Origin of the sequence: Paenibacillus durus ATCC 35681 (genome assembly GCF_000993825.1) — a bacterium.
In the GTDB taxonomy this organism is placed as follows: domain Bacteria; phylum Bacillota; class Bacilli; order Paenibacillales; family Paenibacillaceae; genus Paenibacillus_AQ; species Paenibacillus_AQ durus_B.
This window is the reverse complement of record NZ_CP011114.1, coordinates 4824765-4847104: the sequence shown is the minus strand read 5'-3', so window position 1 is coordinate 4847104 and position 22340 is coordinate 4824765. Positions and strand designations below refer to the sequence as shown.

Here is a 22340-nt window from a genome sequence, read left to right as displayed (position 1 = left end):
CGGGGCTGTTGGGGGTTTTGGCGCTTCTTACTTAGTTGGAACCAAGTGTGTTGAACTGTTTCTGCAACTCTTCCTCGGTAATAACGTCGCCGCCTTGCGGGATACCGATTTTGAATGCCGGCTTCTCGTTGATCTTGCTGTATTGAGTGCTGCCAGTCAGCGACAGCCCTACCTTCGTGCCGTCATCCGGATTGTTTACGTTGACGTCTACGGTCAGATCTTGATATACCGGGAATTCATCCTTGTTGATCGCGGTGTTAAAATGGAACTGATTGATGGTCAGATACTGATCCAGCTTAGCCAGTTCTTTGTCGAACTCCGCTTTCTTCTCGCCATTCTGCAGATCAGCCTTGGCTTCATCCAACTGCTTCTGGTCGATCTGGAGCGCGTTCTTATACTCCTCTTTGGACAGAATATCAAGAATTTTCGGAAGCGCATTATTCACGAAGATGGTCGTAGCTTCCTTCACATTATCATTGGTAATCTGGAACTGGATCACCTGTTTGGCGTCAACGCCTTCTGGAAGATTCGCATCTTTGGCATCGATGTCTTTAAAATACTTGCTCTCGTCATATTCCGCCATCAGTGCGCTCAAAACCTCGTTGGATAGCTTTTGGGTCTTCTGCGTATCCAGCATACCGGGATTAAATTCTGCGCCTTCCTGTTCGGCAAGCTTCTTCAGATCAAGCATCACGAACTTTCCGACAACATTTTCCGGAATAGGAAGGAACGGAATGCTTGGAATCTTCACATACAGCTTCTCCGCCGTCATCACCATCGGAACAGTGAAGCTCATCGCCATATCGCCTTTTAAATTCAGCACCAGCGTCAATTCCGTCTGCATCGGATCTGCTTGGTACACGCCATCGACCGTAATCTCCGCGTTCTTGAGCATGCTGAGCACTTGCGTCGTCATCGCATCGGATTGTGCGGTTGGCGCATCGATCGTTAGATTGTTGATAACCACCTTGCTCTTCATTTCATATGAAGTCATCGTAGCCATCTTGCTGGCAGCGCCCTGCAGCGCTTCCTTTGGTTCCTGCTGCTTGTTTCCGCAACCAGGCAGAACTACGGCTGCCGTCAGCAGCATCGCCGCTGCGGAAAGGCTCCATTTTTTAAACATTTTTTCTCTCCTCTCCCAATTGAAGAAATACTCCCCCTTTCTCATGATAAACGATTTACTTTCACAGATAAACCATTTTCAGTAAAATGTTATCCTTGCGGATTATTATGACTGACGTGATTCGCTTGCTTTACCTTTTTGGAGCCGGAAAGCGGCTCGGGACCTTCTTGTTCATGACGCTGCTTTTCTCTATCCCCAGGCGTTTGTGTTCCGGGAACCTGGATCGTCTTCGGTTTGCTCATGTCACTTCCTCCTTATGATTAGTGATTGGTCAAGGGCTTCAGCGCTTGGGCGCACTCGTGTATCTGCCGCGTGTACCGCTGTGCCAGCTGCTGCACGGCATCGGTGTATTCATCGGTATGCAGACCGTCCCGCTCGACGTCAACCAGGTTTACCGCTACCTCGCGGCTGTCTACATACGTACAGCGGAAGTCCAGCGTATATTTCTGGCGTCCCGCAGCGTTGAAATGAATAAGCAGGCTCTTCTTATCGCCTTCGTCAGCCTGTACGGTATAGCTGTCCCCGTCATCCATAAAAGAGGGAAGACGTTCCTGCCAAGCGGATACGAGCTGCTGCTGGTCCAGTTGTAGTTGTTGATCCATAAATGTGATCCTCCTCCTTCCCTAATACATTGCGGAGAAAGATGTGTTTTTATTCTCTGCTTCCTGCATCCATGTCTGCTTTAACAAGGGCTGTCGCTGCATATAAAAAAGCCGTCCCCCGAAGGAAACGGCTTATATTCTCAATTATTCAAAGGTATAAGGATATGGCGGAGAGGATGGGATTCGAACCCATGTGAGCTTGCACTCTAACGGTTTTCAAGACCGCCCCGTTATGACCGCTTCGGTACCTCTCCATATGCAGTAAATATCACATGCATAAGAGATTGTACCATATTTACCTCTACGAAAGCAACTCCAATTATTGGTTTGCTTTTGGCCGGATCACCTTAATGTTGCCCATGTAAGGCTGGAGTCGCTCCGGAATAAGAACGCTGCCGTCCTCCTGCTGATAATTCTCCAGAATCGCGGCCACCGTGCGCCCTACCGCCAAAGCTGAGCCGTTGAGCGTGTGCACGAATTCTAGCTTGGCTTTCGGTTCCTTGCGGAAACGGATATTGGCCCGCCGGGCCTGGAAGTCCTCGGTGTTCGAGCAGGACGAGATTTCCCGGTACATGCCGCTTTCCGGCAGCCATACTTCCAGATCGTAGGTTTTCGCTGCCGTAAAGCCCATATCGCCCGTACAGAGCGCAAGCACACGATAAGGCAGTTCCAGCAGTTGAAGTACGCTTTCGGCGTCTGCTGTCATTTTCTCAAGTTCTTCGTACGAGGATTCAGGCGATGTCAGCTTAACCAGCTCTACCTTATTGAATTGATGCTGGCGGATCAGTCCTCGGGTATCCCGTCCCGCCGAGCCGGCTTCCGAGCGGAAGCAGGAGCTATAAGCGACAAAATATTTCGGTAAGTCAGATGCGTTCAGAATTTCTTCCCGATAATAATTCGTTACTGGCACCTCGGCCGTTGGAATCAGATAATATTCCGTGTCGCGCAGCTTGAACAAGTCTTCTTCAAATTTAGGAAGCTGTCCCGTGCCGTACAGGCTGTCCTTATTGACAATATACGGCGGCAGCATTTCCTCGTAATGATGCTCTCCGCTGTGCAGATCCATCATAAAATTAATCACTGCGCGTTCCAAGCGGGCTCCAAGACCTTTATAAAAAACGAAACGTGATCCCGTCACCTTCGCAGCGGCCTCAAAATCAAGGATATCCAGGTTCTGTGCCAGCTCCCAGTGAGATTTGGGTGTAAACCCGAATTCGCGCGGCTGCGACCAGCGGCGAACCTCTTTATTTTCTTCTTCGGATTTGCCGATTGGCACCGATTCATGGGGAATGTTCGGAATGCTCAGCATCAGCTCAGAGATTTGATTTTCCAGGTCACGCACTTCATCGTCCAGTTCTTTGATCCGGTCGGATACATTTCGCATTTCGGCGATCAGCTCGTCGGCCGGCTCTCCGCTCTTCTTCCGCTTTGCGACCTCACCCGAGACGGTGTTCCGGCGGTTCTTCAGACTTTCGGTCTCCTGCAGCAGTTCGCGGCGGCGAAGATCGAGCGCCGGAAATCCGGAGATCAAATCCTGCGATTTGCCCCGTTTATCGAGCGCCTGCTCCACCTTGGCATAATCGGTGCGCAATATTTTAACATCTAACACGACATTTCCCTCCTGAAACAGCCTTAACTCTTTCAAGCAGCCGGTGAAGGCTTTGAAAGAGTCAGGATGTTATATATACAGTTCTATTGTTCGGCTGTCCGGGTGGTCTGCACCATATCCGCAAAATACTGGTGAAGCCGGTAATCATCCGTTAATTCCGGGTGAAAAGAAGATACGAGCAGGTTGCCCTCGCGCGCGGTAACAATCTCTCCATTATAGACTGACAGCACCTCTACGCCCGGGCCCACCTTCTCGATGAGCGGAGCCCGAATGAATACCGCCCGAATCGGCTCCTCGATCCCTTTTACATCCAGATCACATTCAAAGCTCTCCCGCTGTCTTCCAAAGGCATTCCGCGCAACGGTAATGTTCATCAGCTCAAGATGCGCCGGCTCTCCGCCCGCAATTTCTTTAGCCAGTACAATAAGTCCGGCACAGGTCCCGAAGACCGGCTTGCCCTTATCTGCAAACTCGCGAATCGCTTCAATAAAGCCGTATTTACGCATCAGCTTGCCGATGGTCGTGCTCTCGCCTCCAGGGATGATCAGTCCATCTACCTCGGCTAGCTCCTCAACCCGCTTGATTGGCGTTCCTTCGGCTCCCGTCTTGCCGATGCTCGTAATATGTTCTGTTACGGCGCCCTGAAGCGCCAATACACCTATCTTCATTCCAAAGCCCTTCTCTCTATTACCAGCCGCGCTCCGACATCCGTTCGGCAGCGGTCAGAGTTGCAATATCAATGCCTTTCATCGCCGTACCAAGGTTCTTGGACACTTCGGCGATCAGCTTATAATCCGTGTAGTGAGTAGTCGCCTCAACAATAGCCCGGGCGAATTTCTCAGGGTTGTCCGATTTGAAAATACCGGAGCCTACGAATACACCGTCCGCTCCCAGGTGCATCATCAGCGCGGCATCGGCCGGAGTAGCTACACCGCCGGCAGCAAAGTTAACGACAGGCAGCTTGCCGAGCTCATGAACTTCAAGCAGCAGGTCATAAGACACGCCAAGATTTTTGGCTTCGGCATACAGCTCGTCCTTCGACAAATTTTGAACCTTGCGGATTTGGCTGTTGATATAACGCATATGACGCACCGCTTCCACGATGTTGCCGGTTCCCGGCTCGCCCTTGGTACGGATCATGGACGCGCCTTCGCTGATACGGCGCAGCGCTTCTCCCAGATCCTTCGCTCCGCAAACGAAAGGCACGGTGAATTCACGTTTGTCAATATGGAACACTTCATCCGCCGGCGTCAGCACTTCACTTTCATCCAGGTAGTCAACACCCAGGGATTCCAGCACCTTGGCTTCTACATAGTGGCCGATACGGGCTTTTGCCATAACGGGAATGCTTACAACCTTGATGACCTCTTCCACGATGGTAGGATCGGCCATACGAGCTACGCCGCCTGCCGCACGAATATCAGAAGGTACACGCTCCAATGCCATTACAGCCACAGCGCCTGCGGCTTCGGCAATTTTTGCCTGCTCCGCATTCATGACGTCCATGATAACGCCGCCTTTTTGCATTTCGGCCATACCTCTTTTAACTCTAGATGTTCCTGTTTCCATCTCTTCAAGCCTCCCGATAATCTATCTTAATCTAACTTTTTATTTTACCGCATGGCGGATAAATATACAAGCCATTTACTCGGAATTAAGTACTTATCCGTTAATTTTAGAATAAATTTTTAATTCCCGAAAAAATATCACTGAAAAAGCTTCCAATTGCCCTGAAGAGCAGCGTGAACCATCCAGCTTTCTCCGCTTCCTCGGATGTAATCAGATTGACCGTTTTTTGCTGGGGGTTTATGCCGTTAACTTTATAAGTATAGGTTACTTTCCCCACCTTCGTACCTTGGGCGATTGGCGCAACCAACGTCGACGGGTCATTGATCTGTACCGTTGTCGTAATCTGCGGAGAGGCTGTTCCCTTGGGAACGACGAAAGTAGCGCCTGCGTCAGTCACTACCGGCACTTCACTCTTCTTGCCCTTCTCAACGGGGACCGTTTCATTGCCGGCGACGGTCGCTTTGGCTGACACCACCTGCTTGACTTCAAAATTGTTAAATCCGAAATCAAGCACCTTCCTCGTCTCCGTAAAGCGATGGGCTTCGGAATTCGCACCCATGACTACGCTGATCAGACGCATGCCATCCCGTACGGCAGTACCCGTAAAACAGTTGCCCGCACTGGAGGTATGTCCCGTCTTCAGCCCGTCAAGGCCTGAATAAGCATAAGCTTTGAAGTTGGCGATATTCTTATTCGCTTCGAGCATCCAGTTGTAGTTTATCATTGGCGCCGCATCACGTTCGCGGAACTTGTAGGATTGAATGGTCGTATATTTTGAGAAATCCGGATGATCAGTAACGATATGCTGGGCAAGAATCGCTGCATCCATCGCCGACATTACCGTTTCTTTATCCGTGTCCGGACGGAATTTGGCCGGCATATCCTCACGGCTAAGTCCGGTGGAGTTGATAAAATAGGCGGTTTTCATCCCCATCTTCTGGGCCGTCTCATTCATTAATTTAACGAATTCCTGTTCCGACCCGGAGAGGGTTTTAGCCAGAGCAACCGTGGCATCATTCGCAGAGCCAACAGCCATGGCTATGTACAGTTCTTCAATTGTATGTTGGTCTCCTTGGGCCAAAAAAATACGTGAACCGATCTGCTTCGCCGCATTTTCATCAACGGTTACCTTCTGATCCCAGGATAGCTTGCCATTCTTGACCGCGTCGGCGATCAGATATTCCGTCATCATCTTCGTCATACTGGCCGGAGGAAGCGGCACATCCGCATTCAGCGACAGAAGGACTTGTCCGGTTGTCGGCTCAAGCAGCACGGCCGATCTCAAATTCAAACCGAGCGACTTGACAGAAGGAATGGTTACTGCCGTTCCCGATGCGGCAGGCGCTCCCGTGGCTGTACCCGCCCCTGCTGGAGCTGGTGTCTGCACACTTTCGGCCATCGCTGGAATAGGAGATAACACAAGCATATTTAAAAGCAAACCCGCTGTTACTGTCTTCACTGCCATCTGTTTCACACTGGATTTACGCTTGAACTTCAATGGATTTAAACTCTCCTTATAAACATCATCTCAATTGCTTGTTCTATTCTAACACAGGGGTATCTTCAAAAAAAGACGGACCAGGCGAAATTCGTCCAGTCCGTTCATATTTTAAATCATGTGCCGCTTATAATGAATAGTTAGGGGCTTCTTTTGTAATCTGCACATCATGAGGATGGCTTTCACGAAGTCCGGCTCCGGTAATCCGGATAAAGGATGTGTCATTACGCAGTTCGGAGAGCGTCCCCGTTCCACAGTAACCCATGCCGGAACGCAAACCCCCAATCAATTGATGCACCGTATCGGACATCGGACCCTTGAAAGCGACGCGGCCTTCGATGCCTTCCGGTACGAGCTTTTTGTCGTCGTCCTGGAAATAGCGGTCCTTGCTGCCCTGCTTCATGGCGCTCATGCTGCCCATGCCGCGGTATACCTTGAATTTACGCCCCTGATAAATCTCGGACTCCCCAGGGCTCTCCTCCGTACCTGCAAACAGGCTTCCCAGCATAACGGCATGCGCGCCGGCTGCGATAGCTTTGGTAATCTCACCGGAGTATTTGATGCCGCCGTCGGCAATAATCGGTACTCCGTACTCACGTGCAACAGATGCACAGTCGTAAATGGCCGTAATCTGCGGAACGCCAATACCCGCTATAACCCGTGTTGTACAGATTGAGCCGGGTCCAATACCAACTTTTACTACGGAAGCCCCCGCTTCGATAAGATCGCGCGTAGCCTCGCCGGTCGCTACATTTCCCGCCACGATCGTCAAATCCGGATACTGCTCACGCAGTTTGCGCACAGCTTCAATAATATTGATGTGATGGCCGTGAGCCGAATCGACGACAATCAGATCGACTCCGGCGTTAACCAACGCTTCAGCCCGTTCAAAGGTATCTTTAGAAATACCGATGGCTGCGCCAACCAGCAGACGGCCTTGAGCGTCCTTCGCACCGTTAGGAAACTGAATGGCCTTTTCGATATCTTTAATGGTAATGAGACCCTTTAAGATGTAGTTATCATCAACAAGCGGAAGCTTCTCAATCTTATGGCGCTGCAGTACAACCGCAGCCTCCGTAAGCGTTGTGCCGACAGGAGCAGTGACCAGATTTTCCTTAGTCATGACTTCGCTGATCGGAATATTGAAATCATGAATAAACCGTAAATCCCGATTCGTAATAATCCCTACAAGTTTATTGTTATCATCCACAATCGGAACGCCGGAAATACGGTATTTGCCCATTAGACGTTCAGCATCGGAAACCATATGAGTCGCGGTAAGTGAAAAAGGATTCGTAATAACGCCGCTCTCAGAACGCTTAACGCGGTCAACCTCTTCCGCTTGCTGCTCAATCGACATATTCTTATGGATAATACCTATACCGCCTTCGCGCGCCATGGCAATCGCCATAGCTGCCTCAGTGACCGTATCCATACCGGCGCTGATGAGCGGAATATTCAGCTTTACATTCTTGCTTAACACTGTGGACAGATCAACTTCCTTGGGCAGCACTTCCGATTTGCGCGGCACCAGCAGCACATCATCAAAAGTCAGTCCCTCTTTACCAAACTTATCTTCCCACACCTGAGTCATTCCTCCTTGTATTCTTTGTTTCTACGGCCCGCAAACTTTATAAAAAAGAACAACCTTCATCTCAGTCCATCCATGGAAGACAGATGTTCTGAGCTGGCAGTATAATGGTTCTTATCTTCAAAGTAGGTTGGAGCGGCATGCCCAAAAATATATTATTGCCATCTTAGCAAAGGGTTTATATACTGTCAAGAACATAACATGAGCAAGAATTCTCCTGAAAAAAAGGGCTCGGAACAAATAAATCCCTACACATTTGTCCATCAACAGCGCACAAATTCTTCTGCTATAGCGATAGGAATTTAGGGTTTACACAGAGCGTATACAATATACAAAAACCACTGCTGAAGGATCAGCAGTGGTTCATGTGCTTGGCAGCGTCCTACTCTCCCAGGACCCTTCGGTCCAAGTACCATCGGCGCTGGAGGGCTTAACGGTCGTGTTCGGGATGGGTACGCGTGGAACCCCTCCGCCATCGCCACCAAACGGCAGGCCTCAATCGCCTGAAAACTGGATCGAAACGAAACATTGCGTTTCCCCCTGTGCCCGGGGTCCCCGAAAAGTATTCGGCATACTCTTCGAAGCCTCCGCTTCACTTTTTGGGGTGAATTTGGATAAGCCCTCGACCGATTAGTATTGGTCAGCTCCACACGTTGCCGTGCTTCCACCTCCAACCTATCTACCTCGTCGTCTTCAAGGGGTCTTACATATTGGGAAATCTCATCTTGAGGGGGGCTTCACGCTTAGATGCTTTCAGCGCTTATCCCGTCCGTACGTAGCTACCCAGCCATGCTCCTGGCGGAACAACTGGTGCACCAGCGGTACGTCCATCCCGGTCCTCTCGTACTAAGGACAGCTCCTCTCAAATTTCCTACGCCCACGACAGATAGGGACCGAACTGTCTCACGACGTTCTGAACCCAGCTCGCGTACCGCTTTAATGGGCGAACAGCCCAACCCTTGGGACCTACTTCAGCCCCAGGATGCGATGAGCCGACATCGAGGTGCCAAACCTCCCCGTCGATGTGGACTCTTGGGGGAGATAAGCCTGTTATCCCCAGGGTAGCTTTTATCCGTTGAGCGATGGCCCTTCCATGCGGTACCACCGGATCACTAAGCCCGACTTTCGTCCCTGCTCGACTTGTAGGTCTCGCAGTCAAGCTCCCTTCTGCCTTTGCACTCTTCGAATGATTTCCAACCATTCTGAGGGAACCTTGGGACGCCTCCGTTACTCTTTAGGAGGCGACCGCCCCAGTCAAACTGCCCGCCTGACACGGTCCCCGTACCCGCTTAGGGTACTAGGTTAGAACCTAGATACGATCAGGGTGGTATCCCAACGGCGCCTCCACCGAAGCTGGCGCTCCGGCTTCCAAGGCTCCCACCTATCCTGTACAGATCGTACCCAAGTTCAATATCAAGCTGCAGTAAAGCTCCATGGGGTCTTTCCGTCTTGTCGCGGGTAACCTGCATCTTCACAGGTATTAAAATTTCACCGGATCTCTCGTTGAGACAGCGCCCAAGTCGTTACGCCATTCGTGCGGGTCAGAATTTACCTGACAAGGAATTTCGCTACCTTAGGACCGTTATAGTTACGGCCGCCGTTTACTGGGGCTTCGGTTCACAGCTTCGGGTTACCCCTAACCGCTCCCCTTAACCTTCCAGCACCGGGCAGGCGTCAGCCCGTATACTTCGCCTTGCGGCTTCGCACAGACCTGTGTTTTTGCTAAACAGTCGCTTGGGCCTTTTCACTGCGGCCCCCTCGGGCTATTCACCCTACCGAGGCACCCCTTCTCCCGAAGTTACGGGGTCATTTTGCCGAGTTCCTTAACGAGAGTTCTTCCGCGCGCCTTAGAATTCTCTTCTCGCCTACCTGTGTCGGTTTGCGGTACGGGCACCTTCTCCTGGCTAGAGGCTTTTCTTGGCAGTGTGAGATCATGACCTTCGCTACTACAATTTTCGCTCCCCATCACAGCCTGGCCTTGCGATGCGCGGATTTGCCTACGCATCAGCCTCACTGCTTGGACGGACATCCATCAGTCCGCGTCACTACCCTCCTGCGTCCCCCCATTGCTCATAACGGATTATGGTGGTACAGGAATATCAACCTGTTGTCCTTCGACTACGCCTGTCGGCCTCGCCTTAGGTCCCGACTTACCCTGAGCGGACGAGCCTTCCTCAGGAAACCTTGGGCTTTCGGCGGATCAGATTCTCACTGATCTTTTCGTTACTCATACCGGCATTCTCACTTGTGTACGCTCCAGCTGTCCTTACAGTCAACCTTCAATGTATACACAACGCTCCCCTACCCCTGATGCAAGCATCAAGCCATAGCTTCGGTGGTGTGTTTAGCCCCGTTACATTTTCGGCGCAGAGTCACTCGACCAGTGAGCTATTACGCACTCTTTCAATGGTGGCTGCTTCTAAGCCAACATCCTGGTTGTCTGTGCAACTCCACATCCTTTCCCACTTAACACACACTTGGGGACCTTAGCTGATGGTCTGGGCTGTTTCCCTTTTGACAATGGATCTTAGCACTCACTGTCTGACTCCCGGCGACAAGTAGATGGCATTCGGAGTTTGACTGAGCTTGGTAACCCTTGCGGGCCCCGCACCCAATCAGTGCTCTACCTCCATTACTCTCATTCACCGAGGCTAGCCCTAAAGCTATTTCGGGGAGAACCAGCTATCTCCGAGTTCGATTGGAATTTCTCCGCTACCCCCACCTCATCCCCGAACTTTTCAACGTTCGTGGGTTCGGGCCTCCAGTGCGTGTTACCGCACCTTCACCCTGGACAGGGGTAGATCACCCGGTTTCGGGTCTACGCCCACGTACTTAAGCGCCCTATTCAGACTCGCTTTCGCTGCGGCTCCGGCTCCTCGCCTTAACCTTGCACGTTAAACGTAACTCGCCGGTTCATTCTACAAAAGGCACGCCATCACCCCTAAAATGGGCTCTGACTTCTTGTAAGCACACGGTTTCAGGCACTGTTTCACTCCCCTTCCGGGGTGCTTTTCACCTTTCCCTCACGGTACTGTTTCACTATCGGTCGCCAGGGAGTATTTAGCCTTGGCAGATGGTCCTGCCGGATTCATACGGGGTTTCACGTGCCCCGCACTACTCGGGATCCGTCTTGGAGGGAATCGAATTTCAATTACAGGGCTGTTACCTTCTCTGGCGGGCCTTTCCAGACCTCTTCGTTTACCCTATTCCTTTGTAACTCCATGTAAGACGTCCCACAACCCCGAAGAGCAAGCTCTTCGGTTTAGGCTGTTCCGCGTTCGCTCGCCGCTACTGACGGAATCACTCTTGTTTTCTCTTCCTCAGGGTACTTAGATGTTTCAGTTCCCCTGGTCTGCCTCTATCCACCCTATGTATTCAGATGGAAGTGACTGTGCATTACCACAGCCGGGTTTCCCCATTCGGACACCCCCGGATCAAAGCTTGCTTACAGCTCCCCGAGGCCTTTTCGTTGTTCGCCACGTCCTTCGTCGGCTCCTGGCGCCTAGGCATCCTCCGTGTGCTCTTAGTAGCTTAACCAACTAAGCACTCTTACTTCACTTGTTTGACACAAGTTTCAGCTAAAAGATGTTCTAAAACGCAATTTTCGTTTCGGTATCCAGTTTTCAAGGATCAAGTTTCTTGCTTTTGAGAGATTGAACTCTCAAAACTGAGCAACGAGTGAGCAACTAGCCAATTCGGCTAGATTTAAGATTTGAATGTTTCCGCTGCGGGAAACGATTCTCCATAGAAAGGAGGTGATCCAGCCGCACCTTCCGATACGGCTACCTTGTTACGACTTCACCCCAATCATCTACCCCACCTTCGGCGGCTGGCTCCCTTACGGGTTACCCCACCGACTTCGGGTGTTGTAAACTCTCGTGGTGTGACGGGCGGTGTGTACAAGACCCGGGAACGTATTCACCGCGGCATGCTGATCCGCGATTACTAGCAATTCCGACTTCATGCAGGCGAGTTGCAGCCTGCAATCCGAACTGAGACCGGCTTTATAAGATTGGCTCCGCCTCGCGGCTTCGCTTCCCGTTGTACCGGCCATTGTAGTACGTGTGTAGCCCAGGTCATAAGGGGCATGATGATTTGACGTCATCCCCACCTTCCTCCGGTTTGTCACCGGCAGTCACTCTAGAGTGCCCAGCTTTACCTGCTGGCAACTAAAGTCAAGGGTTGCGCTCGTTGCGGGACTTAACCCAACATCTCACGACACGAGCTGACGACAACCATGCACCACCTGTCTCCTCTGTCCCGAAGGCCTACGCTATCTCTAACGTATTCAGAGGGATGTCAAGACCTGGTAAGGTTCTTCGCGTTGCTTCGAATTAAACCACATACTCCACTGCTTGTGCGGGTCCCCGTCAATTCCTTTGAGTTTCAGTCTTGCGACCGTACTCCCCAGGCGGAGTGCTTACTGTGTTAACTTCGGCACCAAGGGTATCGAAACCCCTAACACCTAGCACTCATCGTTTACGGCGTGGACTACCAGGGTATCTAATCCTGTTTGCTCCCCACGCTTTCGCGCCTCAGCGTCAGTTACAGCCCAGAAAGTCGCCTTCGCCACTGGTGTTCCTCCACATCTCTACGCATTTCACCGCTACACGTGGAATTCCACTTTCCTCTTCTGCACTCAAGCTGCCCAGTTTCCAGTGCGACCACAGGTTGAGCCCATGGTTTAAACACCAGACTTAAACAGCCGCCTGCGCGCGCTTTACGCCCAATAATTCCGGACAACGCTTGCCCCCTACGTATTACCGCGGCTGCTGGCACGTAGTTAGCCGGGGCTTTCTTCTCAGGTACCGTCACTCCTTAAGCAGTTACTCTTAAGGACGTTCTTCCCTGGCAACAGAGCTTTACGATCCGAAAACCTTCATCACTCACGCGGCGTTGCTCCGTCAGGCTTTCGCCCATTGCGGAAGATTCCCTACTGCTGCCTCCCGTAGGAGTCTGGGCCGTGTCTCAGTCCCAGTGTGGCCGTTCACCCTCTCAGGTCGGCTACGCATCGTCGCCTTGGTGAGCCGTTACCCCACCAACTAGCTAATGCGCCGCAGGCCCATCCCTCGGTGACAGATTGCTCCGCCTTTCAGCCTCTTAGCAGGAGCTAAGAGGAATTATCCGGTATTAGCTACCGTTTCCGGTAGTTATCCCAGTCCAAGGGGCAGGTTGCCTACGTGTTACTCACCCGTCCGCCGCTAAGTTGATCAGGAGCAAGCTCCATCACAACTCCGCTCGACTTGCATGTATTAGGCACGCCGCCAGCGTTCGTCCTGAGCCAGGATCAAACTCTCCAATAAAGTATTGAAAGAGCGATTCGCTCATTTTGAAACATCTGACGAGAATTTGCATTCTCAATTTTGGAACTCGCCAAAAGCGAATTCCCACTCACTCGTTGTTCAGTTTTCAAAGATCAAACTTGTTTGCCGCCGTTCAACTTTGCCTCAGCAGCAACTTTTATAATATATCATATCCGACCGTTTAATGCAAGCTCTTTTTTGAAATTTCTTTCGAACCAGAACTCGTATTTCTTGGCCGGAATTAGAATATACCATATCTATTTATATATTGCAATAGTATTTTTAAAATATCTAAAAACAAAACCCGGAAAAGCCGGCTTTCACCGCCCTCCCGGGTTATAGCTTCTAAAATATGAGGAAACGCGCTGTCTTATTCCCCTGCACGGTTGCGCATATGCGGGAACAGCAGCACATCGCGAATGGATGCCGAGTCGGTCAGTAGCATGACCAGACGGTCGACGCCAATTCCAAGGCCGCCGGTTGGAGGCATGCCGTATTCAAGCGCCCGGATGAAGTCCTCATCCATTTCATGCGCTTCATCATTGCCCTGCTCCTTCTCTTGAAGCTGAGCTTCAAACCGTTGACGCTGGTCAATTGGGTCGTTCAGCTCGCTGAACGCATTGGCATGCTCGCGGGCCACGATAAACAACTCGAACCGGTCGGTAAACCGGGGATCATGATCGTTCTTCTTGGCGAGCGGCGAAATTTCGACAGGATGGCCCGTTACAAATGTAGGCTGAATCAGCGTCTCTTCGACAAACTGTTCAAAGAAAGCATTAAGAATATGACCGAAAGTCATGTGCTTCTCTACAGGAACACGGTGTTCCTTAGCCAGACGATGGGCTTCTTCGTCAGTCATATGCACGCCAAAATCGACACCGGTCACCTCTTTGACAGCATCCACCATCGATACGCGGCGCCATTCCGGAGTCAAGTCGACTTCGTGGCCTTGATAATTGATTTTTTGCGTACCAAGCACTTCCTGAGCAATATGAGCGATCAAGCTCTCGGTCAGACGCATAATATCCGTGTAATCGGCATAAGCCTCATAAAGTTCAATCATGGTGAACTCAGGGTTGTGGCGGGTAGAAATCCCCTCGTTGCGGTAGACTCGGCCAATTTCATATACTTTTTCCAAGCCGCCGACGATGAGCCGCTTCAAATGCAGTTCGATCGCGATCCGCATGTACAGTTCCATCTCCAGCGTGTTGTGGAAGGTAATGAATGGACGGGCTGCGGCACCGCCTGCAATGGCGTGAAGAGTCGGCGTCTCGACTTCCAAATAACCGAGCGAATCCAGGTAACGGCGCATCGACTGGATAATCCGCGAGCGGGTGATAAATGTCTGCTGAACCTCAGGGTTGATGATCAGATCGACATAACGCTGGCGGTAGCGTAGTTCGACATCCTTAAGGCCGTTGTATTTATCAGGAAGCGGGAGCAGCGATTTGGACAGCACTTCAAGCTCGCTTACCTTAATGGTAGTCTCTCCGGTCTTCGTCTTGAAGACGGTGCCGGTCACGCCAATGATATCCCCGAGATCAAGCACACTGAACGCCGCATATTGGACTTCCGGCACGCTGTCCTGGCGGACGTAAATTTGAATTTTTCCGCTAAGATCCTGAATGTGGGCAAAGCTGGCTTTACCCATCGTCCGTTTGGCCATGATTCGACCTGCGATGTTTACTTGAACAGCCTGCTCGTCCAATTCTTCCTTGGTCATTCCATCATATTTGGCCAAAATATTTCCGGCGTTATGCGTACGCTGGTACTTTTTGCCGAACGGGTCGATCCCGAGCCCGCGCAGCTCGTCCAATTTGGCACGGCGGATCTGCAGCAGCTCGCTAAGCTCGCTTTCCGTGGCCTCTTGATTGCTGATTTCTTCACTCATTGCGTGTCATCCCTTCAAAACAGATTTGAACCTCTTTAGACGTAAGAAGAAACGGCTGTCTCCATATCGCTCTGACAGTACCGTTCCTTTGAACATATAACGATAATTACATTGCGGGTCATACCCAGTATAACCGGTTGCGGCGTTCGTTCCTCTCAAAAAGTTAAGCCCGCAGCTTACACTTTCTTATATCCTGAAAAAAGCTTCCCTAAGGAAGCTTTTTCAAACGGTTCCCCGCCTGCATGATCCGGCATGGTCCATCCCGGCCGGCCACCGCAGTGTGATGCGACCTTAACTGCTCAGGTCCAATCTTATTTCATTTTTATATCAATGATTTTATATTGAATAACGCCTGCGGGCACGGTAACGTCGACGACAGTACCTTTTTTCTTTCCGATAATGGCTTTGCCCACCGGGCTTTCGTTGGAAATCTTATTATTGAGCGGATCCGATTCGGCAGTGCCGACGATCGTGTACTCCATGATATCCCCGAACTCCATATCTTCAACGGTAACGGTTACCCCGACACTGACACTATCTGTGTCAATTTCATCGCTGTTGATGATGCGGGCGTTGCGGAGCATTTTCTCCAGGGTAATGATGCGGCCTTCAATAAAAGCCTGTTCATTCTTGGCATCTTCGTACTCCGAGTTCTCGCTTATATCTCCATATCCGATAGCCACTTTGATCCGCTCGGCCACTTCGCGGCGTTTGACGGATTTGAGGTTCTCCAGTTCTTCTTCCAGACGCTTCAAACCATCCGGAGTGAGAATGACTTCTTTGTCGCTCATCTTAACCGATTCTCCTGTCGTATACATTTATTGAAAACACCATAACTATATGCGAATCTAAAGGGATAAGAACCCTTCGCTGCATTGCTTCAAAATTTGGAACGGCGAATTTATACTGTGAAATTATATGGGAACCGTTACAAAATGTCAATGACAGCATTCGTATTGCCAGGTGGTTTCAAATCAAGCGCGACAGCAGGCGTTATACCGCGGAAACAGAGGCTTCAGCGCCTGCCGCATCACCTGTTTCTTCTACTGAGACCCGGTCGACAAAATCATTTAAAATCCGTACCATTTCGTCACGTTTCGTTTCTTCCATAATGACATCTTTTACACGGGCCGCGCCTTTCAGACCTTTCAAATACCAGGCCAAATGCTTGCGCATTTCGCGTACAGCCACCGCTTCGCCTTTCAAATCGACCAGCCGGTCCATATGCAAAATGGCGACCTCGATCTTTTCTCTCGGGGATGGGTCGGGCAACAGCTCTCCGGTGCTTAGATACTGGACGGTGCGGTACAGCATCCACGGATTGCCGAGCGCGCCTCGCCCAATCATCACGCCGTCGCATCCGGTCTGATCCAGCATAGCCCGGGCATCCTGCGGCGTCTGCACATCGCCGTTGCCGATGACCGGAATGGACACGGCTTCCTTAGCCTGACGGATGTAGCTCCAATCCGCGTGTCCGGTGTAGAGCTGCTCACGCGTCCGCCCGTGCACGCTGACCGCCTGGCCTCCGGCCCGTTCCACCGCGCGCGCGTTATCTACGACGTAAATATGCTCGCTGTCCCAGCCGATCCGCATTTTGACGGTAACCGGCTTGTCGACGGCGTCAACCACTGCGGAGACCATTTCGTAGATTTTGTCAGGCTCAAGCAGCCAGCGCGCTCCAGCGTCGCATTTTGTAACCTTAGGCACCGGACAGCCCATGTTGATATCAATGATATCGGCGTTCGTTTCTTTATCGACAACCTTTGCCGCTTCCACCAGCGACTCGCGGTCGCCGCCAAAAATTTGCAGGCTGAGCGGTTTCTCCCGGTCATCGACAAACAGCATTTCGCGCGTTCGCTTGTTGCCGTGCACAATCGCCTTGTCGCTTACCATTTCGGCGCAGACGAGGCCCGTCCCGAACTCCTTGGCGATAAGCCGGAAAGCCGGGTTACATACACCTGCCATAGGGGCGAGCACAACCTGATTTTTCATTTCGATGTTGCCGATTTTAAGCATACGATTCACTTCCTTTTCTATTGAGGATGTTATATTGAGGATGAGTCGGTCAATTCCTTGACCCCGACTTCCAAAACTATCGCAATTTTATCTAAAATTTGATCTTCCAAGCATCGGTTTCCCCGCTCCGCCGCCCCGAGCACAGCGAGTGAAATGCCCGCACGGTCCGCAAGTTCCTGCTGTGTATAGCCTTTTAGCTTTCGGTATGCCCGAATCCTTCTCCCCATACGCTTGTTGTCCACAACTTGATTCCTTCCCTTCCGTCTAACTTGCCCAGCGCTTTCGTCATCAACTCCAGCAGACCGGACGGTTCGTCCTTCGGCACAATATCGCGGAGCGGAAAAAGCACGAATGCGCGTTCCTGCATACGGGGATGCGGCAGAATCAAAAGAGGAGTGTCAAGCACCTTGCCATCCATCCACAGCAAATCCAAATCTACCGTCCGGGGGCCGTTACGTATTGTCCTCACCCGTCCCAGCTGATCCTCAATCTCCAGCATCACTTTCAGCAGCGCTTCGGGCATCAGCGATGTGCGTACAGCCGCCGCCATGTTTAAAAAATTCGGTTGGTCCGCATAACCGACAGGCTCGGTCTCATATGCGCCGGAACAGCGCAAGACTTGAATATCGGCATGAGCATTGAGCAGAGTGAGGGCCTCATTTAGACTTTTTTCGCGGTCCCCCAAATTGGCCCCTAAAGCAATATAAGCCTCTGACAGTTCAGAGGTGGAATGATTATTCATAGATCGGTTCTCACTTTCTCGCTCTATGCAGTTCCACGGTCACTCCCTGGAAATGAACGTCGAACGGCGGATGCGGTTTGGTCACCTTCACCGTTACCGCGTTGATAATAGTATAAGTGTCAAGTACCGCAGATGCAATACGTTCGCCCAAAGCTTCAATCAGCTTATAGGACTCCTGTTCGACAATATTTTTAACCAAAGCATGCGCTTCGGCGTAGTTTACTGTCTGCTGCAGATCGTCGCTTCGCCCTGCTCCGCTTAAGTCCAGCTCGAACTCCAGATCAATGTAGTAACGCTGACCCAGCCTGCGCTCCTCTTCAAAAACGCCATGATAACCGTAGTATTCCATTCGATGAAGTTTCATTTTGTCCATAGGGGATGCCACCTTTCATTATTAACGTCGGAATAGAGCATGGCGTCGCACATCGTAACCGTCCGTTTGATCAGCCGTACATCGTGTACGCGCACAATTTGACAGCCCTGAGCAATGCCAAAAGCTACGGTTGCCGCCGTACCTTCGACGACATCGTCAACCGGCAGGTCAAGCGCCATGCGGATGAATCGTTTGCGCGATGTGGCGAGCAGCACCGGATAGCCGAGCTCTGTCAAAGAGTCCAGCGACATCATTGCCCGCAAATTCTCATGATAATCCTTGGCGAAACCAATGCCGGGGTCAAGGATGATCTGTTCCGCCCGGACTCCCGCCTGTAAAGCCAAATCGATGCTCTCGCGGAGATCAGCGATCATTTCAGCCTGCAAATCGGTATAATCCCGGTCCTTGCGGTTATGCATCAAAATAATCGGACAATCAGCTTCTGCGGCGACCTTTGCCATGAGAGGATCAGCCTTGCCGCCCCAAATGTCGTTGATGATATGCGCTCCGGCGGCAATCGCCTGCTTCGCCACCTCCGCCTTATAGGTGTCGATCGATAGCGGAATTTGCGGCGCGGCGCGGTGAATCGCTTCAATAACGGGAAGGATGCGCGACAGCTCCTCGTCAGCGCTCACCGGTTCGTGACCGGGACGCGTCGATTCGCCTCCGATATCGATCATGTCGGCGCCTTCCTCCACCATCTGCAAGGCATGCCTGACCGCAGCTTCGGGCTTGTCCCATAATCCGCCGTCCGAAAAGGAATCCGGTGTGACATTCAGGATGCCCATAATCAATGTCCGCGTCCCCAAGGTAAGCTCCATAGGACCGCTGGTATATTTTCGCGTATACAGTATAGGCTTCATTGCTCGACTCCCGCTCTCTGTCTGTATTTCTTTAGAAGCACGGAGGTGACGGGTCCTGCCGATCCGCTTCCGACTACCATGCGTTCATTCTCTTTCCATAGAATCGTTACTGGCACGATCTCTTGAATAGAATTGGTCAAAAAGACTTCGTCCGCCGTACTCAGCATTTCCCAAGGGTACAATCCTGTCTCCACCTCAAGACCTTCGGTCCCGGCAAGCTCCATGACCATTTCCCGGGTAATTCCCGGGAGTATGCCTGCCGACTCATCCGGTGTGAACAATCGTCCCTCTTTCACAAAAAACACATTGCTGACAATGCCTTCCGCCACTTCTCCGCGCTCGGTTAACATCAGGCCTTCCGCACTTCGGGCAGCGGACGGGTAGAGTGACAGTTCTCTTTTGGCCAAAATATTGTTCATATAATGCAGCGACTTGAAGCGTACCGGGCCTTCCGGCGTATTCCGAGGCAGCTTGAGCAGTTGCAGCTCTTTGCCATTTATATCCAACTCGACAGGGCGCTGTGGCAGCGCTTTAGTGAACAACACCTGATTGGGACGGGTATAGTCTCCCGCCGGAAGGCCGAGAACATCCTCGCCGGCGGTTACGGTGTAACGGATGTAGGCTTCTTGCAGCCCGTTCCGCTTCATCAGCTCCGCGATCCAATCCGTTAGGCCGACAGGATCGGGCTTATAAGGAATGCCAAGCTGACGGCAGCCTTCCGCCATACGCTCCAGATGCCGCTCGAGCAAAAACGGCCTGCCCCCGTACGTCCGGAACGTCTCGAATAAGCCGATGCCATACAAAAAGCCGTGATCCCTGACGGAAACCACGGCATCTCCGGCGTCTACGACGCCGCCATTCAATCCTATATAATTCATACCGTCTTCCCGGCTTTTCGTTTCAGGAAATTGCGGAGCATCGTATGGCCGTGATCGGTAATAATCGACTCCGGATGGAACTGGACGCCCTCAATCGGATACTCCTTGTGACGGAGTCCCATAATTTCACCTTCCGCCGTTTCAGCAGTAATTTCCAGACAATCGGGTAGGCTCTCGCGCTCTACGAGCAGGGAATGATACCGGGTCGCCGTAAATGGTGATTCCAACCCTTCAAAGACAGAACCGCCTTTATGATGGATCGGCGAGGTTTTGCCATGCATCAGCCGCTCCGCTCGAATAACATTGCCGCCAAATGCCTGTCCGATCGCCTGATGGCCAAGGCAAACGCCGAAGATCGGGATCACGCCTTTAAAATGGCTGATCAGTTCGAGACTGATGCCCGCCTCATTCGGCGTACACGGTCCCGGAGAGATCAGGATATGATCCGGCGCCAGTCGCTCAATCTCTTCGATGGTGATTTCATCGTTGCGATAAACCTTGACCTCTTCACCGAGCTCCCCTAAATACTGCACGAGATTATACGTAAAAGAGTCATAGTTGTCGATAACCAAAATCATGTTTATTTTGCTCCCTCCGCGCCGCCGCCAGGCTGCGATTCCCGAATCGCTTCACTGCAAAGAACCGCTTTGACGATGGCCTTGGCTTTATTATGGCATTCCCGGTATTCGCGGTAAGGATCGGAGTCGATCACGATGCCCGCGCCCGTCTGAATATAGCCGATTCCGTCCTTTACAACCAACGTTCGTATAATAATATTTAATTCCATATTGCCGCCGTAGTCAATCCAGCCCATCGAACCGGTATACGGACCACGCCGGACAGGCTCCAATTCCTCGATGATCTCCATCGTCCTTACCTTCGGCGCACCGGTAATGGTCCCGCCTGGAAATAGGGCCGCGATCACATCGTAGGCATCCTTACCCTCCGCAATCCGCCCGTTGACCTGGGAAACGAGGTGCATGACATGCGAATAGCGTTCCACGGTCATGAGCTCCGGTACGTTGACCGTGCCATAAGCGGAGACGCGCCCGATGTCGTTGCGCTCCAGATCGACGAGCATAATATGCTCGGCCGTCTCTTTGGCGCTCCCGCGCAGCTCCGCCTCCATGGCGGCGTCCTCCGCGGGAGTCAGGCCCCGGCGCCGGGTGCCGGCGATTGGCCGTGCGCTCACTTTGTCCCCGTGCAGCTTGACCAGCAGCTCCGGCGAAGCGCTGGACAGCGCGAAGCCAGGCGAGCGCAGCAGCCCCATGTACGGGGACGGGTTGAGCCTGCGCAGCCACTCGTACACCTCTTCCGGCGAGGAGGTAAGCGGCGCTTCCTGCCGCAGCGACAGGTTCACCTGGAATACATCGCCTTGGCGGATGTATTCCTGGATATCCAGCACAGCCTGCTGGAACTTCTCTCTGGTAAATGCCGAGAACATCCCCGGCCATTCACCGGATTCGGTCGCTGCGGGGATATCCGGAACACTGGAAGTGTCCGGTTCAGCTTCCTCAGCCGCTTCCGCTGCTTCGCAAATCTGCCGCCACTTTTCCAGCATTTCCTCTGCTTTTTCCAACGTCTCTTCATAGAGCGCTTTAAGTTCTGCGGCGGAAGCGGCAGCCGAGACGTTGGCTGGAACCGAAGGATGCAGTGCGCAGTACAACTGGTGCTGCTCGTGGTCGTAGATCCACATCTCGTCCAGGCGCATCCAGAGATAATCAGGAAATCCCGGATGATCCTCCGAGGAAGAAGGCAGCCGTTCAAGCGAGCGGACCACATCATACGACAGGAAGCCGACGCAGCCCCCTGTAAACGGCGGAAGCCCGGAATCCTCAGGCCGGGGTGCTTTAAAGGGCGCCATCCATTCCCGCAGCACCTCAAGCGGCGCGCCTTCCAGCCCCTCGGTCCCATCTCCTGCCGCACTGCCCGCATTTGACGCACTTCCGGCGGCAATCCGCAGTACCTCGGCATGTCCCTCCTTGCCTGCCAGCACGGATGAAGGGCGAAGTCCAACGTACGTATAACGCCCGCCCTTTCCGCTCTCCAGCACCACAGAGTAAGGCGATGCGATTTCCCACGCTTTTTTCCAAGAGTGCGGCAATCCGCCCGGGTCAAGCTGCGACCGTATGATTAGAGGCAGGATATTCCAGCCCTCGCCGGCCCACTGCTCCCATTCCTTCCAACCCGTGACGATCTCCAAGTTCATCCTCCTAAACGCCTCAATAGCTATTTGCCTGTCAGTATACTTTATTTTCAGCAATTTTGAAAAGTCTATCCGA

The 22340-nt window shown here is 52.1% G+C and carries 18 protein-coding genes, 1 tRNA gene and 3 rRNA genes; all 22 read right to left on the bottom strand.

The annotated features are described in order from the left end of the window. Positions 1 to 31: 31 nt before the first annotated feature. The 22 genes from VK70_RS22630 to VK70_RS22530 all read right to left on the bottom strand — a co-directional run bounded on the left by VK70_RS22630 (position 32) and on the right by VK70_RS22530 (position 22261). Positions 32 to 1123 carry a hypothetical protein gene (locus VK70_RS22630; RefSeq protein ID WP_025698726.1) on the bottom strand — a complete coding sequence of 364 codons (1092 nt, stop codon included), beginning with the start codon at positions 1121 to 1123 and terminating at the stop codon, positions 32 to 34. Between the two features lie 89 nt (positions 1124 to 1212). After that, on the bottom strand, positions 1213 to 1365 hold the full coding sequence (locus VK70_RS22625; protein WP_025698728.1) for a small acid-soluble spore protein P: 153 nt from the start codon (positions 1363 to 1365) through the stop codon (positions 1213 to 1215). 18 nt (positions 1366 to 1383) lie between these two features. After that, positions 1384 to 1725 (bottom strand): hypothetical protein, encoded by a 342-nt coding sequence (locus VK70_RS22620; protein ID WP_025698729.1) that lies wholly within the window; start codon positions 1723 to 1725, stop codon positions 1384 to 1386. A 165-nt stretch (positions 1726 to 1890) separates the two neighbouring features. Then, positions 1891 to 1979 (bottom strand) — tRNA-Ser (locus VK70_RS22615). 65 nt (positions 1980 to 2044) lie between these two features. Next, positions 2045 to 3334, bottom strand: coding sequence for a serine--tRNA ligase (gene serS, locus VK70_RS22610; protein WP_025698731.1), 1290 nt, complete (start codon positions 3332 to 3334; stop codon positions 2045 to 2047). A gap of 83 nt (positions 3335 to 3417) precedes the next feature. Beyond that, positions 3418 to 4002: a pyridoxal 5'-phosphate synthase glutaminase subunit PdxT gene (gene pdxT, locus VK70_RS22605; RefSeq protein WP_025698733.1), complete on the bottom strand. Its 585-nt coding sequence runs from the start codon at positions 4000 to 4002 to the stop codon at positions 3418 to 3420. Positions 4003 to 4021: 19 nt separating this feature from the next. After that, a complete protein-coding gene (pdxS, locus tag VK70_RS22600) occupies positions 4022 to 4903 on the bottom strand; it encodes a pyridoxal 5'-phosphate synthase lyase subunit PdxS (RefSeq protein WP_025691812.1) in 882 nt (293 codons plus the stop codon). 106 nt (positions 4904 to 5009) lie between these two features. After that, positions 5010 to 6368: a D-alanyl-D-alanine carboxypeptidase family protein gene (locus tag VK70_RS22595; RefSeq protein WP_046724500.1), complete on the bottom strand. Its 1359-nt coding sequence runs from the start codon at positions 6366 to 6368 to the stop codon at positions 5010 to 5012. Between the two features lie 160 nt (positions 6369 to 6528). Continuing rightward, positions 6529 to 7986 carry an IMP dehydrogenase gene (gene guaB, locus VK70_RS22590; protein WP_025698738.1) on the bottom strand — a complete coding sequence of 486 codons (1458 nt, stop codon included), beginning with the start codon at positions 7984 to 7986 and terminating at the stop codon, positions 6529 to 6531. Between the two features lie 375 nt (positions 7987 to 8361). Then, a 5S ribosomal RNA gene (gene rrf, locus VK70_RS22585) occupies positions 8362 to 8478 on the bottom strand. Between the two features lie 124 nt (positions 8479 to 8602). After that, positions 8603 to 11529 (bottom strand): 23S ribosomal RNA (locus VK70_RS22580). Positions 11530 to 11740: 211 nt separating this feature from the next. Beyond that, positions 11741 to 13295: ribosomal RNA gene (locus VK70_RS22575) — 16S ribosomal RNA — on the bottom strand. Together the 16S, 23S and 5S rRNA genes form the textbook arrangement of a ribosomal RNA operon. A 370-nt stretch (positions 13296 to 13665) precedes the next feature. Beyond that, positions 13666 to 15186 (bottom strand): lysine--tRNA ligase, encoded by a 1521-nt coding sequence (gene lysS / locus VK70_RS22570; protein ID WP_025700703.1) that lies wholly within the window; start codon positions 15184 to 15186, stop codon positions 13666 to 13668. Between the two features lie 311 nt (positions 15187 to 15497). Beyond that, positions 15498 to 15977, bottom strand: coding sequence for a transcription elongation factor GreA (greA, locus tag VK70_RS22565; RefSeq protein ID WP_025700705.1), 480 nt, complete (start codon positions 15975 to 15977; stop codon positions 15498 to 15500). Positions 15978 to 16179: 202 nt separating this feature from the next. Beyond that, a complete protein-coding gene (gene dusB / locus VK70_RS22560) occupies positions 16180 to 17202 on the bottom strand; it encodes a tRNA dihydrouridine synthase DusB (protein WP_025700707.1) in 1023 nt (340 codons plus the stop codon). Positions 17203 to 17231: 29 nt separating this feature from the next. Continuing rightward, a complete protein-coding gene (locus VK70_RS27505; RefSeq protein ID WP_324607963.1) occupies positions 17232 to 17429 on the bottom strand; it encodes a helix-turn-helix domain-containing protein in 198 nt (65 codons plus the stop codon). After that, a complete protein-coding gene (gene folK, locus VK70_RS22555; RefSeq protein WP_025700708.1) occupies positions 17396 to 17944 on the bottom strand; it encodes a 2-amino-4-hydroxy-6-hydroxymethyldihydropteridine diphosphokinase in 549 nt (182 codons plus the stop codon). The genes VK70_RS27505 and folK overlap by 34 nt, the downstream gene beginning before the upstream one ends. A gap of 10 nt (positions 17945 to 17954) precedes the next feature. Next, positions 17955 to 18317 carry a dihydroneopterin aldolase gene (folB, locus tag VK70_RS22550; protein WP_025700709.1) on the bottom strand — a complete coding sequence of 121 codons (363 nt, stop codon included), beginning with the start codon at positions 18315 to 18317 and terminating at the stop codon, positions 17955 to 17957. After that, on the bottom strand, positions 18305 to 19180 hold the full coding sequence (gene folP, locus VK70_RS22545; RefSeq protein ID WP_025700711.1) for a dihydropteroate synthase: 876 nt from the start codon (positions 19178 to 19180) through the stop codon (positions 18305 to 18307). The genes folB and folP overlap by 13 nt, the downstream gene beginning before the upstream one ends. Further along, a complete protein-coding gene (locus VK70_RS22540; protein WP_025700713.1) occupies positions 19177 to 20058 on the bottom strand; it encodes an aminotransferase class IV in 882 nt (293 codons plus the stop codon). Before VK70_RS22540 ends, folP begins: the two co-directional genes overlap by 4 nt. Next, on the bottom strand, positions 20055 to 20636 hold the full coding sequence (pabA, locus tag VK70_RS22535; protein ID WP_025700715.1) for an aminodeoxychorismate/anthranilate synthase component II: 582 nt from the start codon (positions 20634 to 20636) through the stop codon (positions 20055 to 20057). The genes VK70_RS22540 and pabA overlap by 4 nt, the downstream gene beginning before the upstream one ends. 2 nt (positions 20637 to 20638) lie before the next feature. Then, complete coding sequence (locus tag VK70_RS22530) at positions 20639 to 22261, bottom strand: anthranilate synthase component I family protein (RefSeq protein WP_233277725.1); 1623 nt, start codon at positions 22259 to 22261, stop codon at positions 20639 to 20641. Positions 22262 to 22340 lie beyond the last annotated feature (79 nt).